Genomic DNA, 16990 nt, shown 5'->3' with positions numbered 1-16990 from the left:
AACCCTGTAAGGAGCCCTCCAGCATGATGCGAGCCTATTCGATCGAGCAGGAACATTTGGTCGAATGCGAACTGGAGCCCCAAACCGCCGCGTCAACACTGCGAGAGGTCGCATGGATAGACCTCCAGGAGCCGAATGACGAGGAGCGCTGGCTGGTAGAGTCACTGTATCCGGAGAGTCTGCCCGACGCCCATGAGGTGGAGGAGATCGAATCCAGTGCACGCTACTTTATCGAAGGCACGGATATCCACGTCCACTCCCTGTTTCTTTATCAGTCCGAGGGACGCCACCAGACCTGCACGGTGGCGTTTACGCTGAAAAAAGACCGCCTGCTCAGTATCCGCGATACCGAACTGGCAGACTTCCGCCTGATGCGCCTGCGCGCCCGCCGCGGCTGGATCGAAACCCATTCGCCACTGCAGGTGCTGACCTCACTGCTGGACCAGAAGGTGGACAACCTGGCGGACCAGCTGGAGGATCTGCACCGGGACCTGGAATCGGTCAGCACCCTGGTACTGGAAAAGCGCGACAGCGCCGAGATGGAAGGCTCGCTCGACAAGCTCTCACGGCTGGAGGACAGCAACGGCAAGATGCGTCTGGTGCTGATGGATACCCAGCGCTCTATCTCCTTTCTGCTGCGTCATATCCGTGAGTTTCCCCAGGAACAGGAAAGCTGCCGCGAGCTGCTGCGCGACCTGGATACACTGATGTCCCACGCCAACTTCATGTTTGAGAAGATCAACTTCTTGATGGATGCGGCGCTGGGCTTTATCAATATTCAGCAGAACCAGATCATCAAGACCTTCTCCATCGCCGCCGTGGTGTTCCTGCCACCGACTCTGGTGGCCAGCATCTACGGCATGAACTTCGAGCATATGCCGGAGCTGGAGTGGTTGCTGGGCTATCCCTGGGCGCTGGGGCTGATGGTCCTCTCCGGCATCGCGCCCTACTGGTATTTCAAACGTAAGGGGTGGCTCTGACCCAGGAGCCCTTCCCTCACCCGGTCAATTTTGGCCGGGCTGCGACAAGCCCGTCAGTTTATCTGTGAGAAAGCCAACAAACCCGACCTGAGCGGACCTTGGCGCGTTCACGACAATCCCGCTTATCCCAATGATTACAAAGTAGTTTTACCGAGACGTCGAATACGGCCACGTTCTTGCTATCCCTTATTGGCAATCGAATGAGGATAACGACGATGTTGTTGAAGACCTATGACGAACAGTCGCTGCTGTTCAATACCAACTTTTTGGAAAACACCAGCAGCGGTGGATTCGCCTACCGTGGCGAGCTGGTGATTGAGGAAGGCGAAGTCGCCGACGCCCAGGGTCGTCGCAAGCCGCCTGTTTCTCTTCTGCTTGGCGCCGTTCTGCTGGAACAGGACGAGAAGCTGAAGCTGATGGTGGGCCTGATCAATGATCTGGCACTGCTTGAACTGCTGCTGGAAAAATACGGCAAGGATCTGGCGGACGATGCTGCCTCCATGATCTTCGTACGTAACATCGGTGAGCCGATGGTACTGGGAGCTGCTGGCAAAGAGTTCATCCTGATGCCGCTGGATGAAGGCATTCCCTGGAACGAAGCGATCGATGAGCTGGCCCTGGAAAAGAGTGATTTCAAAGGCCAGTCTTCCGGCGACAAACTGGTCACTCTGTACGGTGAGATGAAAGGGTTCAAACCCAAGGGTGCGAGCAGCGTTACGCTGGAAGAAGCCCTGAGCCAGACGATCGAGGTGAAGCAGTCCGCTCGCGGTCCGGTCTAAACCACTGTCGTATAGAACAGTCTGTAAAGAGCACCGAGCGAGTGTCCCGTCGGGTGGAGGCGGAACACTCGCTCTTTTTATTTGCCCGGAGGCGCATCCTTGCGCCGATTAGCGTCGAATCTGAGCTCAGGCCTCGAACTTCGGCTTGAGCAGGTAGATATGTTCCCTGACGAGGGAGACATTGGTGTTCTTGTCAGACATGCAGATCAGCACCCGCTCACCGTTCAGCATAAAACCGCTGAGGCGCTTGCCGCCGATCTCCAGGTGCGCCTCATCATGCTTGGTACGCAGCTTGGATACATTCTGAAACACGTAGCTGAACGCTTTCTTGGCCACCGTCTCGTGGTTGCGGCTGGCAAAGGTGGATACGCTGATTTCTGCGCCCTGCAGGATGCAGCTACTCTCGACCACTCCCGCCTTGTCGACCTGTCCCAGTAATTCCTTCATTCCCCACTCCACTGCAACAGATCCTGACCTTGCTGCTTCACAACCGCCAGGCTCAACTCTTTCTCAGAACACAAGCCCAGTGCCTGGCGCTCCTCGACAAACACCGACAGCGTCTCGTGCTCAGGCCCACATAGCACGAGGTTGTCGATATGCCCAAGGAAGGCAACCTTCTTCTCCAGCGCCGCCACCAGGTTCACCATGGTCTTCAGCATCGCCTGGTTCTGCATGCTACCGATGTTAGTCTCAAGCACCTTGCGATCCGCGCCCAGGTGCATGGCACCTGTGATACCGCGAGTGTTCATCGCCGCATCCATCAGCGAAACCGCGCTGAAGAGTTTTACTTCGGGCGGTTCGCTGGTTTCTGCCGCCACCGGCGCTTCGCTGCTCTCTTCCTCTTCCTCAATCACCGGCGGACGATGCGCCATCAGGCGCTGGCCCAGTTCATCCCAGTTCAGATCGGGCTCACGCTCAGCGAGAACCGACTTAACCACTTCAAGCACTGAATCCGGGTAGCGGGCATCGATAAACAGCACGGTGGTAAAAATACCCATGCCCTTCAGCTCATTCATGTAATAAGCGTGATCGGGATGGGCCTGCTGGTCAGAGTGAGTCACGGCGATAATCAACTGGCGCTGAACCAGATAATCGCGAAACTCGTCCAGGTAGAATCTGATGTCCTTGAACGGATCATTACGGGTGTTATCCACCAGCAACACCAGCGCCTGAGCATCATGCACCAGGTCGCTCATCATCAACTGCCACATAAATCGGAAGCGTTCCTGCCCCGGTGTTCCATAGAGATGCAGCCTTGAGCTGTCAGACATCTCCAGCACGCCGTAGTCCATGGCGATGGTAGTTTTCTGCTTACGCCGGATCGCCGAGTCGCTGACACTGGCATCGGTATCGATGGTTTCGATATCACTCAGCGAACGAATGGCGGTGGTCTTGCCGGAGCAGACCGAACCGGTAAAGAGTATTTTATAGTCAGCCATTTCGCTTCCTCATTTCATCGCACTGCCCGTTCCTATTACGTCATTGAACGTGGGCTGATCTAGGAACAGGAACATCGGGATGAAACGTCTGTTTTGAACGTTTCCCGATTCTTAGCGTAAACCCACAAGGTTTCAAGCCCGCGGATCAGATAAGTTGCATATAAAACACCTGAAGCCCTGACCACCCCGCCGTGCATTGACCGGCAGCAATAGCTATGAGTTTAGGAGAACAGCGAAAAACCGTTAACCGGCGTGACCAAAATGTAAACAGGAGCTGCCAACGGCGGCTTTTAGCGGGCAACAAAAAAGCGCCTCAAAAGGCGCTTTCGGCAGGCGGAAAACGAACAGATTACTGCGCTTCCATCGCCTCACAGGCTTCCAGGGTGTTCTGCAGCAGGCAGGCGATGGTCATCGGACCGACACCACCCGGAACCGGGGTAATTGCAGAAACGCGGTCATAGGCGGCATCGAAGTCCACATCACCCACCAGCTTGCCGGTATCCAGGCGGTTGATACCCACATCGATCACCACAGCGCCCTGCTTGAGCCACTCACCCTTGATGAACTTGGGAATACCCACGGCAGCGATGACAATATCAGCCTGGGCCAGTTCAGCCGGCAGATCCTGGGTTTTGGAATGGCAGACGGTTACGGTTGCACGCTCCATCAGCAGTTCCAGCGCCACCGGACGACCGACGATGTTGGATGCACCGACAACCACCGCTTTTTTGCCCATTGGGTCGATACCGTAAGCCTTCAGCAAACGGATACAGCCGTAAGGTGTGCAGGGGCGCAGCGTCGGTGCTTTACCGGCCAGACGACCCAGGTTATACGGGTGGAAACCGTCTACGTCTTTCTTCGGATCGATGCGCTCGATCACTGACTGAACGTTGATCTGTTGCGGCAGCGGCAGCTGTACGAGGATACCGTGGATCTCCGGATCGGCGTTCAGCGTGTCGATCAGCTCCAGCAGTTCGCTTTCAGAGGTGTCCGCTTCCAGACGGTAGTTACGGGAGAGAAAACCAACCTCTTCGCAGGCTTTGACTTTGCTACCCACGTAGACCTTGGATGCAGGATCCTCACCCACCAGGACCACTGCCAGACCGGGAGCCGGCAACCCCTTCTCAAGACGCGCTGTCACCTTGCCGGCGATCTCCTTGCGCAACTCGGCGGCTACTGCCTTGCCATCGATACGTTTATCCACAGTCGTCTGTGCTTCGCTCACACCTCTCTCCCCGGGGTCAGGATTCCCCGCGCCACAAGTGAATGCCCGCCGTAAAAAACGGGCCGATATTGGCGCGCAATTCTACAGGGAACGGCGCCCGGTCGCACCCTTGTTTGTCCAGTCAGGATTCTGAAGAGGTAGATGCTGCGACAGAGCGCTCAACTCGACGCCTTTAACGACGGGCCTGCAACCCAGCGAAACAGAAACGGCAGCGCAAAACACATAACCAGCACACGCACCAATTGGTGGGTCGCCACAAACACCGGGTCCACATCGGTACTGAACGCGATCGCCACCATCACCTCGATACCGCCTGGCATGTAGGAGAGCAGCGCCTGCAACAACGGCACATCAAAGCCCAGATGCAGCACCATTGCAAAGCAGCCGCAGGTTATCAATGCCAGCGACAGCCCGCCGAGCGCGCCCATGAAGGTGTTACGCAGCAACGCCAGGTCCAGCCCCGCCATTCTCACCGCGATTGCCGTTCCAAGCACCGCCAGCACGCCGTTAAACCACTGCGGCGGTATATGCATATCGAGTCCGAACAAAAACTTTATCACCAGGGTGGTGAACAGCGAGCCGGTGAGCATGCCCGCCGGTACGCGTAGTCGTCGAGCACACCAGCCTCCCGCGAACGCGCAGGCAAAAACCAGCGCCAGCAGCGGGTAATCCGGCTGCAACTGCACCAGCTCAGCCTCAGACCGCTGAGTAATCGGAAACGCCAGGGGCAAGGCGGTTACCAGGAAAAACAGCCGGACACTATGCACCAGGGCGATACGCTTCACATCGAGCCCGGCCTGCACCGCAAACAGCATCACTACCGCCAGGTTACCAGGCACCGAACTCAGCAGCGCGTCACTTTCGCTCCAGCGGCAACGGTAGCGATAAAAACTGAACAGCATGGCAACCAGCACGCCCAGCATGCAGATCATCATCAGCAGGGTGGCGGACCAATCGATCAGATGATCGACAATATCGGCCTCAATGCCGCTGGCGATGGAAACACCGAGAAACAGCGAGATCACCGAAGTGGTCATGGCCGGCATATGCACCTTCACCCGTGCCGCAATAGCCAGCAGCACCGATAGCATGGCACCCAGCAACCAGGGAGAAGGCAGATGCAACAGCGTAGCCAGCCAGCCGCCCGCTACACCGATGGCCAGGGTTTTGAGTATCGTCAGCATAATTGATCACAACTAAAGCAAAGACAGCGCTGTGGGAGCGGCACTGCCGAAACCTTGAAGAAGCAGAAACACCCGGGCCGGAATGTTTGTAAAAAGGCGCCCGAGGGGGTATCCAAACAGGAATGAGAGTATATCGCGTTTACGCTTTCAGTTCTTGCAACACGCGAATCGACGCAAACGTTTAGTGGCCGCTGAGTGGCTGTGCAAGCTGCTCCGGCGTATCAATATCAACGACAACACCCTTATCCTCCACATCAATTGCGAACAGTGAGGCGCTGTTCGCCCTGATCACCGCGCGCGCGCCCTCCTCGCCTTCCAGGCTGAGCAACTCAGGCCAGAAATCGCGCCCAAACAGCACCGGATGACCTGGCAGCCCCTGGTATCGGGGACGAAGGATTCTATTCGGCCTGCCGGCCGCCACTAGCATCGACAGAGTTTCCGGCTGGATCGCGGGCATATCGCCCAACATAATGGCGAGGCTGTCGATGGCCGCAAAGGCGGGATCAGCCGACACGGATCGCACCGCATCGGAGATACTGCCGCCCAACCCTCGCTCAGCAGCAGGAGCCCGCAGCAACGGCAAGTCTTCGGGAATACCCAGCGCCGCTGCATCATCCTCCGGCCGAATGACCACGGCCAGTTGATAGTTAGCTGCACAAGTCCCTCGCTGCAATTGCGACAGCGTGGTTGCGAGCAGGGTACGGCCATCACTCAGCGACGCATTACGCTTGTCGGCATTACCAAAACGGCGGGAAAAACCCGCCGCCATGACAATAACCAGAACCTTCGACGGCTGCTCAGAGATCATTACGATCTCTACCACGCTGCACGCGAAGCACATCGGCCATCACCGCCAGGGCGATCTCAGCCGGGGTTTTACTACCCAGCGAAAGCCCGATCGGCATCTGGATACGCGCCAGTTGATCCGGGCTAAGCCCCCCGGTGGAGAGCAACCGAGCAGCGCGCTTGTCGGAGGTCAGGCGCGAACCCATTACACCGATGTAAAACGCATCGGTACGCACCGCCTCGATCATCGCCAGATCATCGATACGCGGATCGTGGGTCATCGCCACCACGGCGGTCTGCTGGTGACAGTTGCCGGGCTGAGCGATAAACAGCGAGGGCAGCGTTTTCTCCAGCCGTACGCCGTCGAGATTAAAGTCGCGATACTCCTCTTCACGCGGCTCACAGACAATCACCTCATAGCCAAGGCTGACCGCAAACTGCGCACAGGGAATAGCGACACTGGACAGGCCTGCAATGATCAACCGCAGCGAAGGCCCCATCCGGACGCTAACGCTCTCTGCGCCAACCTCCACACGGTCGCCACCTGCACTATCAACCGGTGACAGGGAATAGGAACCATCGGTCAGGGATACGCGGCGTAGCCTCTGCTCCCGGCCACGCATCACCGCCACCAGCTCAGACAGATGACGACAATTGTCGTCATCCGGTTCAAGCCGCTCGATCAGAACATCGAGGATGCCGCCGCAGGGCAGTTGAATCTGCGGCCGGTTATCCTCGCGGCGCTGACCGTATCGTTCGGTGCACACCCGCTGGCTGAACTCCCCCGCCTGCAGCCGCTCGAGAAAGTCCTCCTCGACACAGCCACCGGACAGCGAGCCCAGGTGCCGGCCATCGGCCTTGGCGACCATGATAGAACCCGGCTCACGGGGTGATGAACCAAAGGTGGAGAGCACAGAACAAAACCAGACGGTTTCCCCGGCGTTAAGCCAGTCCTGTGCCTGCTCCACCACCTGTAGATCGAGATGCTGCATTAAACGCTTCGATTAACCTCTCTACTTAGCTGCTTACTGAGCTATCTGGCTGCTTAGCTTTTCAGCTGATCAGCCACAGGCAAGCTGCGAATACGCTTGCCGGATGCGGCAAAGATCGCGTTGCACAGCGCCGGTGCCACCGGCGGCAAGCCAGGCTCACCAACACCGCCCATCGGCACATCCACGCTGTTATTCACGGCATGGGTGTGGATCTCCTTAGGCACCTGGTTGATGCGCGGCACACGGTAGGTATCGAAGTTGTTCTGCTCGATCACACCATCCTTCGCGGTAATCTCAGTCATCATCGCGATGCCGGTGCCCATGACACAGGCGCCTTCAAGCTGGGAGGCGACACGGTCCGGGTTGACCTGTGGACCACAGTCGAACGCGATATCGGCGCGGTGGATGATCACATCGCCAGCATCAGTCACCTCAACATCCATCACTACGGCGCAGTATGAAACGAAGCTCTGATGCACGGCCAGACCAAGACCGCGGTTAGCCGGCATCTCTTTACCCCAGCCCGCTTCCCTGGTCGCCCGCTCGATCACTGCACGGTAACGCGCGGTGTTGATCGGATACTTGTCCGGATCTTCACCGTAGTTAAACACCTCACCCTGGCTCAGCGGGTCGATCTTACGATCCGGCCCCAGCAGCTCCAGCAGGAACTCCTTGTGGTCGCGGCCCGCCTGGTGCGCCAGCTCAGCAATAAAGCTCTGGATCGCAAAGGCATGCGGAACGTTGTAAACGGCACGGAACCAGCCGATGCGGATATGTCCTTCCGCCTCACCGCTTTCCTGCTGAATCGCCGGAATATCGTAAGGCATGCTGCGGATGCCCATGCCCAGCTCCATGGCGGACTGATGCTCCGCATTGGGCGCGAATACCGAGCCGATACTCGGTGCCAGGGAGCGATGCAGCCAACCGCTGACCTTGCCCTGGTCGTCGAAGTAGGCTTCCAGGTGCTCCAGCGCAACGGTATGGAAGAAACCGTTATGCAGGTCATCCTCACGGGTCCACTGTACACGTACCGGACGACCATCCATCGCCTTGGACAGATCAGCCGCTTCAAATACGTAGTCCGGCTTGGCTTTGCGGCCAAAACCGCCGCCCATCAGACCACACTCTACGGTGACCTTTTCCGGCTCCAGGCCCAGCCGCTTGGCTACACCGTCACGGGCCGCCTGCGGGTTCTGCACCGAGGTCCAGACATCGGCGCTGTCGCCGTTGATCCGCACGATGGCAGCCATCGGTTCCATCGGTGCCTGCGCCATATGCGGGGCATAGTAGTTGACGCTGAGCGCGTCAGCCGCGCCCGCCTTTGCCGCGGCAATATCCCCGGTGGAACGGGCGACTTCACCCGGTTCCTGGGAACGCTTTTCCAGCAGTTCGCGGAAAGCCTTGGAGTCATAGCTGGCATTGGCACCGGCAGGTTCATCATCCCATTCGATGGTCAGCGCGCGGCGGCCCTTGATCGCTGCCCAGGTATTTTCCGCCAATACGGCAACACCGCCCATCGGCTCAAAACCGGACGGCTGGGTCGCGGTAGGCATCTCAATCACCTTCACCACCCCGGGTACTTCCAGGGCTGCGCTGGCGTCGTAAGACTTCACCGCAGAGCCATAAGACGGCGGGCGCGCGATTACCGCGTAGAGCATGTTGTCCCAGGTAACATCGGCCGCAAACTTGGCCCGGCCGGTCAGGATATCCATGCCGTCCGCCGCCAGCGGCTGTTTCTTCTCACCCTGAGGAAAATCCTCCGGCTTGCGCATGATGTAGCGCCATTCCTCCGGGGACTTCAGCGTCACGGTGTCACGATCCGGCACCGGCAGGTCTGCTGCTGCAGTTGCCAGTTCACCGAAGGTCAATGAGCGCTGGGTCGGTGTATGCATCACCAGATGTACGCCAGCCTTACACTCGCTGACCGGTACACCCCACTGCTTGGCAGCGGCCTGTTCCAGCATGGTTCGTGCAGCGGCGCCGGCACGACGCAGGGAGTCGAACCACTGGCGCATGGAGCGCGAACCGTCTGTATTCTGGTTGCCGTATTTCTCTTCATGGGCAATCGCCTGGGTCACCACCACCTGATCCCAGTCGGCACCGAGCTCGTCGGCCATCACCATGGCGACGCTGGTACGGATGCCTTGACCCATTTCACCACGGTGATTGATCAGCCCAACGGTGCCATCGGGCTCAATGGTGATGAAGACGTCGGGGTTATCAACGGTACCGTGGGGCATCGCATCGCCGCCGTACTTTTTCTCTTCTTCAGCAAAGGCGGGTGTCCAGCGCGCTGCGATGACCAGTGCGCCCGCTGCGGTCATGCCCTTGAGGAAGCCACGGCGACTGACGTTGGCCAGTTTCACATCCGAGGCTTTACCATCAGTGCTGTCGGCGCTATCGAATTTGCGAGGAAAAATAGAAGAATTCATGCCTTCACCTCCGTAAACAGGGACTCGTCGATGCTGGCAGTGCCATTTTCGGCCGCACGTTGAATCGCTTTGCGAATACGGGGGTAAGTACCACAACGGCAGATGTTACCGCTCATGCCGCTGTCGATCTGTTCGTCGCTGGGGGTCGGATTGCGCTTGAGTAACGATACCGCGCTCATCACCTGACCGCTCTGGCAGTAACCGCACTGAGCCACGGCTTCATCCATCCAGGCTTGCTGCACCGCCTGGCCAACCGGATCGTTTTCCATCGCTTCAATGGTGGTGATCTGCTTACCCTGGGCCTGGGAGATCGGTGTCATACAGGAGCGGATGGGGCTTCCATCCAGATGAACGGTGCAGGCACCACAGAGCGCCATACCACAACCGAAACGTGTACCGGTCAGTTTCAACGTATCGCGCAGAACCCATAGGATGGGCGTGTCCGCTGGAACATCCAGCGTTCGGGCTTCGCCATTGACTGTTACTTCTATCATCGGTTCGCTCCTTCGCTTCCCGACTCCCCTTCAGGAGCAGGCTGACAGACTTTGAATGTATTTCGTTGTTATAGATGGCTTGGTACGTGGAGAGCCCACAACTCAGACCAGTGCCAAGTCAGTTTAGACCAGTGCAACGGCATCAGACGGAAGCGAAAACTGCTGCTCCGATAAAGATACATGCCAGCCACACATTCTTTTTGTGAATAACAAAATAGTGCAGGAGGTTCCCGCTTTGAACGCCCGATTCTCGCTATTTATTGCCTAATAGTGCAGAAGCGGAGCGCACAGAACCGGACGAACAGCGGGGGAAAATATCAGGAAAGCCCGGGCTCATCGTACTCCAGGCAAGTAATCATTGCGGCCAATTGAGCTTATTTGAAACGCACCACGAGCTCATTCAATTCGTTGGCGATGCTGCCCATACGCTGGGCACTGGCGGTGGACTCCTCGCCCTCCTCCAGGTTGCGTGCGGCCAGATTGGAGATCTGCGCCACCTGCCCGTTGATCTGGTCAGAAACCTGGGACTGCTCTTCAACAGCGGCCGCCATCTGCATCGCCATCTGAGCGATATGCGCCACCGATGACTGAATCTGATGCAGGGTTTCCTCCGCTTCCAGCACGCGCTGCAAGCCGGTTTCAGCGGCAGCGTTACCATCGGCGGCAACCTGAACGGAGCGCTCGGCACGCTGGGTCAGGGACTCGATGATAGCGTGGATCTCACGGGTAGAGTTTTGTGTACGCTGCGCCAGGTTACGCACCTCTTCAGCCACCACCGCAAAGCCACGACCGTGCTCTCCGGCCCGGGCTGCTTCGATTGCCGCGTTTAATGCCAACAGGTTGGTCTGCTCGGCGATCACCTCGATGATCTTGGTCGCCTCGGCGATCACCTGGGTTTCCCCAGCCAGTTCGTTAACCGACTCACTGATATCGCGAACAGTGGAGTTCAGGTTATCGATCGCAACCCGCGTGCCTTCGATCACCGCCGATCCGCTGCTGGCGAAACTGCGCGCCTGTTCCGATTTTTCGGCGGTATCCTGCACATTGGCCGATACTTCCGCGATGGTGCTCGACATTTCTCCGATAGCACCGGATACCCGGCCAGTTTCCTGCTGCTGCTCACCGAGCGTCTGCTGCGCCTGAAGCGCAATATCCATGCCCTGCAGAGACTCGGCTCTGACCTGATCAGCGCACTCTCCCAACCGGGTTAGTACTGCATTCAGGTGGGCCTGCTGCGCCAGCACCGCGACCTTGATCCGCCCCAGTTCCAGGTTGTCATCGGTATAACTGATTGCGGCCAGATCATCGCTGAAGCTGTTTCCCATCAGCTGCATCACCGATTGCCTCATGCGGCTGGACTCAACCTTCTTCCACAGGGCATAACCGAGGGTGCCAGCGGCCAGCAACAATTCAGACCCGAGCGGGGCCCCGAGATAAAAAAGAACTGCGGCAAGAACGAATACCACCAGTAGAAACCAGGTGCTGGCAGCGGGCATATAGCCAGCAACACCTAAGGATTTTCCTTCCCGTACTCTGGCGTAAAGCTTCTCGGCGCGCGCCACATCCGCTCGCGCCGGACAAGAGCGCACCGACTCGTAGCCGACGATGTTGCCGTTTTCGGTCACCGGCGTGATATAGGCGCTAACCCAGTAGAAATCGCCGTTCTTACAGCGGTTTTTCACCAGCCCCATCCAGGGTTTACCCGCCTTCAGATAACCCCACATGGCTGCGAACGCTTCGGGCGGCATATCGGGATGGCGCACGATGTTATGCGATTTTCCCAGCAGCTCTTCTTTGGTAAAGCCACTGATATCGATAAACGCCTGGTTACAGTGGGTGATGACACCCTTGAGATCGGTTGATGAGACGAGCTTGGTACCCTGGGGAAAGGTCGCTTCGTTAGTGGTGACTGGAAAATTCTGCTTCATGCCGATGACCCGCGAAAACATCCCGGGCAACATGATCAGGGACGTGAAAAGAAACGATTAACGTTCCAGCTGCCATGCTGTTCTCATGGCGTCCCTGCATAAACCCGATCAACTACCTGGCTGAACTTTTCAGTCGAAACAGAATCCACCCAGCCGATTTTTAGTCAGAACCGACGAAAAACCGGCAAAACTGACTCAGAACAACGACTTATTATAGTAAGATGCGTGCGAAATACCACATTAAACGTATGAGAAAGAGGGTTGCAGCTATTCACTTTTACTCTCAATCCTCCTTGATGCAGCCAACGCCAGTTATCCCGTTCAGGCTGAGGCTGCCCGTCTAGGCCGCTCTGCCACCGAAGACTTCTGACGCAGTCCCTCGATATCACGCCGTGGTGGCGCACCAAACAGACGGCTGTACTCACGGCTGAACTGGGACGGGCTTTCATAACCCACCTGGAAAGCAGCCCCAGCCGCATCCAGACCATCGCTGATCATCAGTCTTCGCGCCTCGTTCAAGCGCAGCCATTTCTGATACTGCAGCGGACTTTTTGCCGTTAGTTGACGGAAATAGTGATGCAGGCTGGAGCTGCTCATCTGTACATGCGCCGCCAGGTCATCAATCCGCAAAGGCTGATCATAGTTACTTTTCAGCCAATCAATGGCGCGGCCGATTCGCTGGCTCTGACTGCCAGCCGAAACGATCTGCCAGAGACGTGCAGAAAGATCGCTCTGCAGCAGACGGTAGTGAATCTCACGCTGAATCAGCGGCGCCAGCACCGCGATATCATTCGGCGTAGCGGTCAGTTTGAGCAGCCTGCCGAACGGCTCAAGCAGGTCCGGTGTCATCGTACCCAAGTACGCACCCGCCTCGCTGGCGCGTTCCCGCACCGGTGACAACTTATTCTGCGCAATCAGCTCGGCGATGATATTCATATCGAGCTTGAACACCAGGCCCAGCGACGGCGTTTCCACCGAAGCCTCGAGCACCTGGGACTTGGCAGGAAGATCAAGGGAAGTGATCAGGAACTGTTCGGTGTTATAGACATAGCCCTGGTCGCCGATCAGCAGCTGCTTCGCGCCCTGAACAACAAGCACTATACTGGGCTCCACCATGCAATCGCAGGGATCGGTAGCTGCTTCTCTGCGAAAAAGGGCAAGGTTCGAGATCGCTGTGGGAACATCCTCCTGCCCAGCTGTCAGCCGATCAATCACCTCCACCAGCTGCATATGAATCGCTGCAAGCGCCCCGTTTCCGGACTGTTCGCTCTGTTCAACCGTCATCTCATCACCTCCCTAATTCATCCCCCACACCCTAGCTTCAAGGGTACCTGCAGTCCAGCAAAACCTCCAAAATATTGCAGAATCAGGCAAGAATACCCGCGATTCGTTATACCTGAACTTCAGCCTTTAAGCGCATCATAACAATCATGCAGAGATCGGTTGCGCCGTTAACCAGTTAGCTGAGCTCAGTTCTCTGGCGGAGTTTTCGCAGCCTTGAAGGGCAAGCAGAATCATAGCCATACACACAGTTCATAAGTGTTATGAAATTGAGAAACCTTGTTCGTCATTTGCGCACCCCCAAGTATCGATACTGTAGAGCAAGACAGGCTAAAGACCGGAACCAAGCGCAATTCGGCCCGGTCTGCAAAGGGAGCCTGAAGTAAAAGAAGTGACACTGTTCTTTTACTTCATGCGGCGAAAATTCCTTCTGGAATTCGCCAAACCTGAGTCAGCGCCGCGATAACGCGACTCGGGGTTGATTCCCTTTGGAGCAGCCATCGTTTTGCAGGGAGATGGCATCAGCAATCAACATTGAAGGAGATCGCCATGAGCGAGACAGACAAGACTTCAGAAGATATGCAGATCATTCGCGCCGGCTCTACAGCCGCTGTTCAGGGACCGAGCGACTGTTTCACAGGCACCGTACGTATCGACAAGGGGTTCAACGCTCCCGAGCCATCCCGCTTAGGAATGGCTGTCGTGAACTTTGAACCGGGCGCCCGCACCAACTGGCACACCCATCCGCTGGGTCAGATGCTTTTGGTCACCGACGGTGTTGGCTGGACTCAGTGTGAAGGTGGGCCCCGCACCGAGATCCGTCCCGGCGATATCATCTACTGCAACTGCGGCCGTCGCCACTGGCACGGCGCCACCGACACTACCTACCTGCAACATGTTGCCGTTCAGGAAGCGCTTGATGGCAGCCCCGTTACCTGGATGGAACCGGTCACCGACGAACAGTACCTGGGCGGCCCGGTGAAAAAAGACTGATAGAGAAATGGCTGGGGTGCGCAGCGCCACAGCCACTAAGTTAGAGCCACCTGCGTTTTTGACTATACATTTACCGGCGGGCGCAGCGCCGATATAAACAAGGAGACCGAACATGGGTAATTACATCTTCTCCCTTAGCGATAAAGTCACCCGCAAGCCGGTTGCGTACAAGAACCGCTTCGGCGTTGAGCTCGCAGGCGATCTTTACCTGCCTGCCGATTTCGATGAATCCAAAAGCTACCCGGCGCTGGTAATCGGCGCTCCTTATGGTGGCGTGAAGGAACAGGGCCCCGGCGTTTATGCCAACGAACTGGCGCAGCGCGGTTACGTGGCGCTGACCTTTGACCCCTCTTACAATGGCGATTCCACAGGCTTCCCGCGCCACCTGTCATCGCCGGAAATGTTTGTTGAAGACTTCCACGCCGGCGTCGACTTTGTCGGCACCCGTGCCGGTGTTGATCGCGACAAGATTGGTATTATCGGCATCTGCGGTTCCGGTGGTTTTGGCCTCAGCGCAGCCCAGGTCGATCCGCGTATCAAGGCGGTCGCCACCGTCAGCATGTACGATATATCCCGCATGCACGCCGAAGGTTTCGGTGGCACTCTGGATGCAGACACCCGCAAGGCCACACTGGATGCGATCGCGACCCAGCGCTGGGATGAATTTGAAAGCGGCCGTCCGGAACTGACCGAACGCGGCTCTCCGCTGGAGATCGGTGAAGACACCCCCGCAATCGGCTGTGAATTCGGTGAGTTCTACTCCCGCCCGCGGGGTTACCACCCGAACTCCATCACCCAGTTCACCCAGTCTTCAGTGCTGTCGTTCATGAACTTCCCTCTGCTGGACAAGCTGGAGTGGATCTCGCCGCGTCCGATTCTGCTGGTCATGGGTGAAGAAGCCCACTCTCGCTACTTCAGCGAAGATATCTATGCAGCAGCCGCCGAGCCGAAAGAGCTCTACATCGTACCCGGCGCTAACCACGTCGACCTGTACGACCGTACCGATGTAATTCCTTTCGACAAGCTGGAAAGCTTCTTCGGCGAAGCGCTCAAGTAAGCCAAACCCTCAAGCGGGCGCCCAAGACGCCCGCTCTTAAACACCTCGCCGGCGGCCTCCTCCGCCGGCATCTTCTCCCCGCTGCCCCCAGCGCCCCGCCAGAAAGAAGAGGGAGAAGAATACGGCCCGTGCGACATAACTCGTGAACACGCCACACGCTGCCACCTGCTGGCAGGCAATCACGAATGCAACGAATGACGCCTCACTCTTTTAAACGGAAACCTCATGGATAACTTCAATTTCTGGACAACCACGAAAATCATTTTCGGTGCTGGCGAAATTGCCAGCCTTAAAAACGAGATCCCGGCCGGCGCCCGCGTGCTGATCACCTATGGCGGCGGCAGTATCAAGAAAAATGGCATCTTCGAACAGGTTACCGCCGCTCTGGACCATGTGACCTGGTTTGAGTTTGGCGGAATCGAGGCCAACCCACATTACCAAACCTGTATCAGGGCGCTGGATCTGGTTAAAACCGAACATATCGACTTTATGCTTGCCGTCGGAGGCGGCTCCGTGATCGACGCCACCAAGTTCATCGCTGCCGCCGCCAAGTACGAAGGTGACCCCTGGGACATTATTTCCAGCTTCGGCGGCGTGGTCACCGACGCCCTACCGCTGGGCTGCGTGCTGACCCTGGCTGCAACCGGCTCAGAAATGAATGGAACCTCCGTGGTCACCCGTACCGAGACCCAGGACAAACTGTTCTTCCGTTCCGAACTTGTGCGTCCGAAGTTCTCGATCCTGGATCCTGAAACCACCTACTCCCTGCCGCCACGCCAGGTAGGCAACGGTGTGGTCGACTCCTTCGTACATGTGCTGGAGCAGTACGTGACCTTCCCGGCCAACGCCAAGGTGCAGGACCGCTTCTCCGAAGGGCTGCTCTCCACCATTATCGAGGAGGGCCCGAAAGCGCTGCACGACCCGGAAAACTATGATGTGCGCGCCAACCTGATGTGGAGCGCCACCATGGCCCTGAACGGCCTGCTCGCCACCGGCACGCCGGGAGACTGGGCATCCCACCTGATCGGCCAGGAACTGACCGGTCTTTACGGCCTCGACCACGGCCAGACCCTGGCGATCATGATCCCGGCGATCTGGACCTACAAACTGGAACAGAAGAGAGAGAAGCTGGTGCAGTACGGTCAGCGCGTATGGCACATCCAGGAAACCAACCCGAACCTGATCGCACAGCAGGCGATCGAACTGACCCGGGAGTTCTTTGAATCCATGGGTGTAAAAACCCGCCTGAGCGATTACGACCTGGATGAAAAAGCGATCCCTGAAGTGATCGCCAAGCTGAAAGAGCACCAGTTCGTCACCCTCGGCGAGCACGGTGATATCACCCCTGAAGATGCGGCCGAGATCCTGAAGCTGGCGTTGTAATAGCCACTCAAGCGGCCAGAACAGGCCTCAGTCAGCA

At 57.5% G+C, this 16990-nt stretch carries 15 protein-coding genes; 5 read left to right on the top strand and 10 right to left on the bottom strand.

The window, feature by feature from the left end; genetic code table 11:
* Window positions 1-23: 23 nt before the first annotated feature.
* Both corA and CLV83_RS18180 read left to right on the top strand, forming a co-directional pair.
* Window positions 24-980 (top strand): magnesium/cobalt transporter CorA, encoded by a 957-nt coding sequence (gene corA / locus CLV83_RS18185; RefSeq protein ID WP_132295871.1) that lies wholly within the window; start codon window positions 24-26, stop codon window positions 978-980.
* A 215-nt stretch (window positions 981-1195) separates the two neighbouring features.
* Complete coding sequence (locus tag CLV83_RS18180) at window positions 1196-1759, top strand: hypothetical protein (protein ID WP_132295868.1); 564 nt, start codon at window positions 1196-1198, stop codon at window positions 1757-1759.
* Between the two features lie 126 nt (window positions 1760-1885).
* On the opposite strand, the gene CLV83_RS18175 is transcribed toward CLV83_RS18180, so the two are convergent.
* The 10 genes from CLV83_RS18175 to CLV83_RS18130 all read right to left on the bottom strand — a co-directional run bounded on the left by CLV83_RS18175 (window position 1886) and on the right by CLV83_RS18130 (window position 13523).
* Window positions 1886-2206, bottom strand: coding sequence for a hypothetical protein (locus CLV83_RS18175; protein ID WP_132295865.1), 321 nt, complete (start codon window positions 2204-2206; stop codon window positions 1886-1888).
* The gene (locus CLV83_RS18170; RefSeq protein ID WP_132295862.1) at window positions 2203-3198 is read right to left on the bottom strand and encodes a GTP-binding protein; all 996 of its coding nucleotides are present in this window, start codon (window positions 3196-3198) and stop codon (window positions 2203-2205) included. Before CLV83_RS18170 ends, CLV83_RS18175 begins: the two co-directional genes overlap by 4 nt.
* A 349-nt stretch (window positions 3199-3547) precedes the next feature.
* On the bottom strand, window positions 3548-4423 hold the full coding sequence (gene folD / locus CLV83_RS18165) for a bifunctional methylenetetrahydrofolate dehydrogenase/methenyltetrahydrofolate cyclohydrolase FolD (RefSeq protein ID WP_132295859.1): 876 nt from the start codon (window positions 4421-4423) through the stop codon (window positions 3548-3550).
* 158 nt (window positions 4424-4581) lie between these two features.
* Window positions 4582-5607 carry an AbrB family transcriptional regulator gene (locus tag CLV83_RS18160; RefSeq protein ID WP_132295856.1) on the bottom strand — a complete coding sequence of 342 codons (1026 nt, stop codon included), beginning with the start codon at window positions 5605-5607 and terminating at the stop codon, window positions 4582-4584.
* A 181-nt stretch (window positions 5608-5788) separates the two neighbouring features.
* Window positions 5789-6415, bottom strand: a complete 627-nt coding sequence (locus CLV83_RS18155; protein WP_243642432.1) for a nucleotidyltransferase family protein — start codon at window positions 6413-6415, stop codon at window positions 5789-5791.
* Entirely contained in the window at window positions 6405-7385 is a 981-nt protein-coding gene (locus CLV83_RS18150) for an XdhC family protein (protein WP_132295853.1), read from the bottom strand. Before CLV83_RS18150 ends, CLV83_RS18155 begins: the two co-directional genes overlap by 11 nt.
* Window positions 7386-7438: 53 nt before the next feature.
* A complete protein-coding gene (locus CLV83_RS18145) occupies window positions 7439-9817 on the bottom strand; it encodes a xanthine dehydrogenase family protein molybdopterin-binding subunit (RefSeq protein ID WP_132295850.1) in 2379 nt (792 codons plus the stop codon).
* Complete coding sequence (locus CLV83_RS18140) at window positions 9814-10311, bottom strand: (2Fe-2S)-binding protein (RefSeq protein WP_132295847.1); 498 nt, start codon at window positions 10309-10311, stop codon at window positions 9814-9816. Before CLV83_RS18140 ends, CLV83_RS18145 begins: the two co-directional genes overlap by 4 nt.
* A 374-nt stretch (window positions 10312-10685) precedes the next feature.
* Window positions 10686-12239: a methyl-accepting chemotaxis protein gene (locus CLV83_RS18135; RefSeq protein WP_132295844.1), complete on the bottom strand. Its 1554-nt coding sequence runs from the start codon at window positions 12237-12239 to the stop codon at window positions 10686-10688.
* Window positions 12240-12560: 321 nt separating this feature from the next.
* Window positions 12561-13523 (bottom strand): AraC family transcriptional regulator, encoded by a 963-nt coding sequence (locus tag CLV83_RS18130; RefSeq protein ID WP_132295841.1) that lies wholly within the window; start codon window positions 13521-13523, stop codon window positions 12561-12563.
* Window positions 13524-14069: 546 nt separating this feature from the next.
* Here CLV83_RS18130 and CLV83_RS18125 point away from each other — a divergent pair.
* The 3 genes from CLV83_RS18125 to CLV83_RS18115 all read left to right on the top strand — a co-directional run bounded on the left by CLV83_RS18125 (window position 14070) and on the right by CLV83_RS18115 (window position 16953).
* The gene (locus CLV83_RS18125; RefSeq protein ID WP_132295838.1) at window positions 14070-14513 is read left to right on the top strand and encodes a (R)-mandelonitrile lyase; all 444 of its coding nucleotides are present in this window, start codon (window positions 14070-14072) and stop codon (window positions 14511-14513) included.
* Window positions 14514-14625: 112 nt separating this feature from the next.
* On the top strand, window positions 14626-15570 hold the full coding sequence (locus CLV83_RS18120; protein WP_132295835.1) for an alpha/beta hydrolase: 945 nt from the start codon (window positions 14626-14628) through the stop codon (window positions 15568-15570).
* A 225-nt stretch (window positions 15571-15795) separates the two neighbouring features.
* Window positions 15796-16953, top strand: a complete 1158-nt coding sequence (locus CLV83_RS18115; protein WP_132295832.1) for an iron-containing alcohol dehydrogenase — start codon at window positions 15796-15798, stop codon at window positions 16951-16953.
* Window positions 16954-16990: the final 37 nt, after the last annotated feature.

Source organism: Marinobacterium mangrovicola, from assembly GCF_004339595.1.
Lineage (GTDB): Bacteria > Pseudomonadota > Gammaproteobacteria > Pseudomonadales > Balneatricaceae > Marinobacterium_D > Marinobacterium_D mangrovicola.
Note: the sequence above shows the minus strand (reverse complement) of the source record. Positions and strands in the feature narration are given on the sequence as shown.